Origin of the sequence: Roseobacter sp., from assembly GCF_024639605.1 — a bacterium.
In the GTDB taxonomy this organism is placed as follows: domain Bacteria; phylum Pseudomonadota; class Alphaproteobacteria; order Rhodobacterales; family Rhodobacteraceae; genus Roseobacter.
Genome location: NZ_JAHEHZ010000220.1, coordinates 1 through 4,110 on the forward strand (window position 1 = coordinate 1; position 4,110 = coordinate 4,110).

The window sequence follows — 4,110 nt, forward strand, 5'->3', positions numbered from 1 at the left end:
GCCGGCTTTGACGACGGGCAGATCCTCGAGATCAACCAGGTGGTCGCCTGTTTTGCCTGTGCCAACCGGATGGTGCTGAGGTCCGGCTGTTCGACGGAGGGTGATATCATCGGGCTGAGCCCGGGCAACTCCGACGATCCGCAGGACTGGGGGCACCGCTGAGCGCAGCGCCGCCCGGGCTTTGGGAATCGCCTGAAAACGCGTATTCTGCGAGTCGTGAACGGGATAAGACATAGGCGGTGGGACCGGGTCTGCCACGGGGCGGGCGCTCTGGTGCTGGTGATTTTGTGCCTTCTGGTGGCACTCTGGCCACAGAGTGTCGCAGCGCAGGACAAACGCATCGCGCTGGTAATCGGTAACTCGGAATATGATCACGTCGCCAGCCTGAACAATCCCGCAAATGACGCCACCGACCTCGCCGCGGCGCTGGAGCGCATCGGCTTTACCGTGACGCAGGGTATGAACCTTGATTACCGGCAGATGCGCCTGACTCTGCGCGATTTCGCCGAAGCCGCGCAGGACGCGGATATGGTTATCGTATATTTCGCCGGCCACGGGATCGAGATCGAAAACACCAACTACCTTATCCCGGTCAATGCTGAACTGCGCAGTGACCGGGATGTGGATCTCGAAGCGCTGCGGCTGGAGAGCTTTGTGCGTGCGGTCTCCGGCGCCCGGGGGCTCAAGCTTATTCTCGTTGATGCCTGCCGGAACAATCCGTTTCTGTCGGATATGGTCTATGCCAGCGGGACGCGTTCGGTCGGGCGCGGTCTGGCGCGGGTCGATCCGAGCGGTGTTCTCGTCGGCTATGCCGCGCGCAGCGGGACGCTGGCGATGGACGGCGAAGGGCGCAACAGCCCCTATGCGCGCGCGCTGCTGACACACATCGAGGAGCCGGGGCTGGAGCTGGGAAAGATGTTCCGCCGGGTGCGCGACACAGTTTTTGAGCTTACAGACGGGGCACAGGAGCCTTTCACCTATGGCTCGCTGCCAGGACGCGATATATTTTTGCTGCCGCCGCGTGCCACACCTGACCTGACACCGGATGCCTCTGGTGCGCTTTTGCGCATGCAGCAGATGGTGGCGGATTTCGCCAGGGCCGAAGCGGCAGGCACCGATCGGGACTGGACTGCGTTTCTGGGAAGCTATGCGGATCTGCCGGACAATCAGCTGGTAACAATCGCCCGGCAGAAACGCGAGGCGGTGCGCATGGCCGCGATGAGTAATCTGCCGGCGGCGCGTCCGGGCGCCACAGAAACGGCTTCCGGTCTTTCGACAGAACAGATGGTGAAAGAGTATTCATCGGCTGCTGCTGCTGCGGACATTTCGCAGTGGACCCGGTTTATCCACCGCTATGCGGAATACCCCGATCATGTGCTCATGCAGAAAGCCAAACTCAAACGCAGTGCCCTCGTGGTCAGTGCTCTGGATCGCAAAGCCGAAGAAACGGCGCAGCAAGCAGCAGCACAACGGCCGCCGGAGGCGTTTCTCGGGCAGGAGAAATCGCTCGGGCTGACGCGGGGCCAGCTGCGCGACGTGCAGTCAGCGCTGAATGCGCGCGGCTTTGATGCGGGGCCGGTGGACGGGCTGATCGGGGCCAGAACGCGCAAAGCCATCAGTGTGTTTCAGTCTGCTTCGGGGCTCGCGTCCACAGGCGTACTCAACAAGTCAACGCTTGCCGCGCTGAACTTTGATCCGGCGGCATCGCCGCGCCCCGCGCCGGATGCGGCAACACCCGCGGCAAAACCTGATCCTGCTGCCCGGAGCGCGGCAGAGGACAGTTTTATCTCCGGACGGCGCGCGCAAAAACACAGTGTCAGCAGCGTGCGCAACATCACGGGTGATCCGAAGCTCGAAAAAGCCACTCGTGCGCTGCGCGGACAGGCGTTCGTTTACGGCTATTTTGGTGGCCGTCTTTATGTGGCCGTGCTGGACCAGAACTGGCGCAGCTTTTCTTCTGCAGTGTCGCATGCGCGGGCGCTGGGCGGTCATCTGGTTTCGATCACCTCATCGGCGGAGAACCGGTTCGTTTTTGAGATGGTGCGGTATGACAACCGCTTCTGGCACAACCCCGAGAAGCCGCCCTATGACCTTGGGGGACCTTTCATCGGCCTGTCGCGGCCTTCCGGTTCTTCCGACGGGTGGCGATGGGTGTCCGGAGAGTCCCTGAGGTACACGAACTGGGCGCGCGGTGAGCCCAACAACTACTCGGGCGACGAACAATTCGCCCATTTCATGCATAAAACCAGGACCCGTATGAGCAGTGGCCTGCCGTCTTCGCCGACCTGGAATGACAAACGGGGAGAAAGCCGCGGTCACATCATTGAATTCCGGTAGGCAGCGGAACAAGGCCCGTCGCTGACAGGCAATCGTCGCCTGTGCGGTTTGTGCGGGCGGTTCAGCCGGGCGTCGCAATCTCCGGCCACAGATCCGGGTCCAGATTGTCGGTGAATTCTCTGAAGTCACTGGCAAACTGCTGCCAGCCGCCCACTGAACGGGTGTGCACCCGGGCGCGCACCTGATCCTTGCTTGCGGTTTCCACCCGCGCGTCGCTCTCTTCAGGGTGCAGCATGTCCCCGGTCCAGGTCAGGCCGCAGTGCTCCGCGATCGCACGCGTGCCGCTGTCCATGTCCGACACCAGATCTTCATAGCGAACTGTCAGGATCCGGTCGGCGCAGGTTGCCTGCCAGTGGCGCATGTAGAGCGCAAACAGGTTGGCGTAATCGGCGATATCCGGGAGACTGCTGGCGAAATTCATGCCCTCGGTGACAAAGCGGCGGCGCCACATGGACAGAGCGACATCGCGCGGGTCGCGCTCGACGCAGACGAACCGGGCGTCAGGAAATGCATCCGCGAGCAGCCCGATGTAGCGAAAGTTTGCAGGCATCTTGTCGGTAAAAAAAGCTGCATCCGCGGGCACGGGCGGCATGTCTGCGCGAAACCCTTTGGCAAAGTCTGCCAGCGCCTCTGCGGTGACCGGGCGGCCGGTTGCCAGAAAGGCCTGAGCACGGGCGGCGGCCATCGGCAGTTCACCCCGTGCCACGACACCCTGCGCCCGGCTCAGGATCATCTCGACCAGCGTCGTGCCCGAACGGGGCAGCCCGGTGACAAAGACCGGCGAGGGTGTCTGAGCGGCGGGGCGTGAGATGTCGGGAGCGGCGGGAAAAAGCGAGGTCATACGCTCAAATTCTTTCCGCGCGGCGCGCCGGTCCCAGGGATTGTGCCGCGCGTCCAGCGCATGCAGCCGGTGTAAAAGCTCCATTGCTTGGGATGCCTTCCCTGAGCGGTGCATCGCCGTGGCCGCGGCAAGCATGAGCTGTGCCCTGTCCGCAGGGTCGGCCGGGCGTGCGGTAAGCGCTTTTTCCGCTGCCTCACGTACCTGAGGCAGCGTATCGGGCGGACAGACTTCGGCCACACGGGCGAGCGTGTTGGGATGGCCCGGTGTAAGCCGCAACGCCCGTCCCCAGGCTTCCAGCGCGCGCTCCTGCAGGCCCATCTGGCTGAGTTGCTTGCCAAGCTGGCGCAGCGTCTTGGAATCGTCCGGACGGCGCTCTGCCGCCGCCTGGAAATCTGCGAGTGCGGCGGCATCGTCGCGCAGGAAGGTGTATGCAACCGCGCGCAGGTTCAGCGCATCCGCCATTTGCGGGTCACGGGAAATGGCCTCAGTCGCGGCCTTCACCGCTTCCTTGTGGGTGCCCGCATTCTGGTACAGCATCGCGCGCATATGCCAGGGGCGCGGATCATCCGGAGCTGCGCTGATCAGCCTGTCGATCTGACCGGCGGCTTTCGCGTCCTCGCCGCAGAGCACCAGAGAAAGGGTCAGATTGTACCGGAAGTCTGTCTGCTCGGGGGCTGCTTTCACCGCTGCGACAAAATACTGCAACGCGGCCTTGTGCTGCCCGCCTTTGGCAAAGGTCAGCCCGGCCATGTTCTGCAGTCCGGCGTTGCGGGGCTCTTTCTTTGCCAGCGGCCGGATGCGTTTCTGAGCCGCGGCATAGTCTCCCGCGGCCATCAGTTTATTGATCTTTTGCACGATATCCATGGACATGCTGTCTGATGAATGTCCGCAGCCGCGATGTCAACGCGCAGCTATTCGCCGGCGTCGAGTGT

The 4,110-nt window shown here is 63.0% G+C and carries 2 protein-coding genes and 1 pseudogene; 2 read left to right on the forward strand and 1 reads right to left on the reverse strand.

The window, feature by feature from the left end:
- Positions 1-162: pseudogene (locus tag Q0M35_RS17770) on the forward strand (alkylhydroperoxidase); the annotation flags it as partial.
- A gap of 111 nt (positions 163-273) precedes the next feature.
- Entirely contained in the window at positions 274-2,337 is a 2,064-nt protein-coding gene (locus Q0M35_RS17775) for a caspase family protein (RefSeq protein WP_295317590.1), read from the forward strand.
- 61 nt (positions 2,338-2,398) lie between these two features.
- On the opposite strand, the gene Q0M35_RS17780 is transcribed toward Q0M35_RS17775, so the two are convergent.
- Positions 2,399-4,042 (reverse strand): sulfotransferase, encoded by a 1,644-nt coding sequence (locus Q0M35_RS17780; RefSeq protein WP_295317591.1) that lies wholly within the window; start codon positions 4,040-4,042, stop codon positions 2,399-2,401.
- Positions 4,043-4,110 lie beyond the last annotated feature (68 nt).

Bases quoted from the DNA above. Each gene is read 5' to 3' on its own strand.
- Q0M35_RS17780 (WP_295317591.1), bottom strand. From the start codon at position 4,042: ATGGATATCGTGCAAAAGATCAATAAACTGATGGCCGCGGGAGACTAT.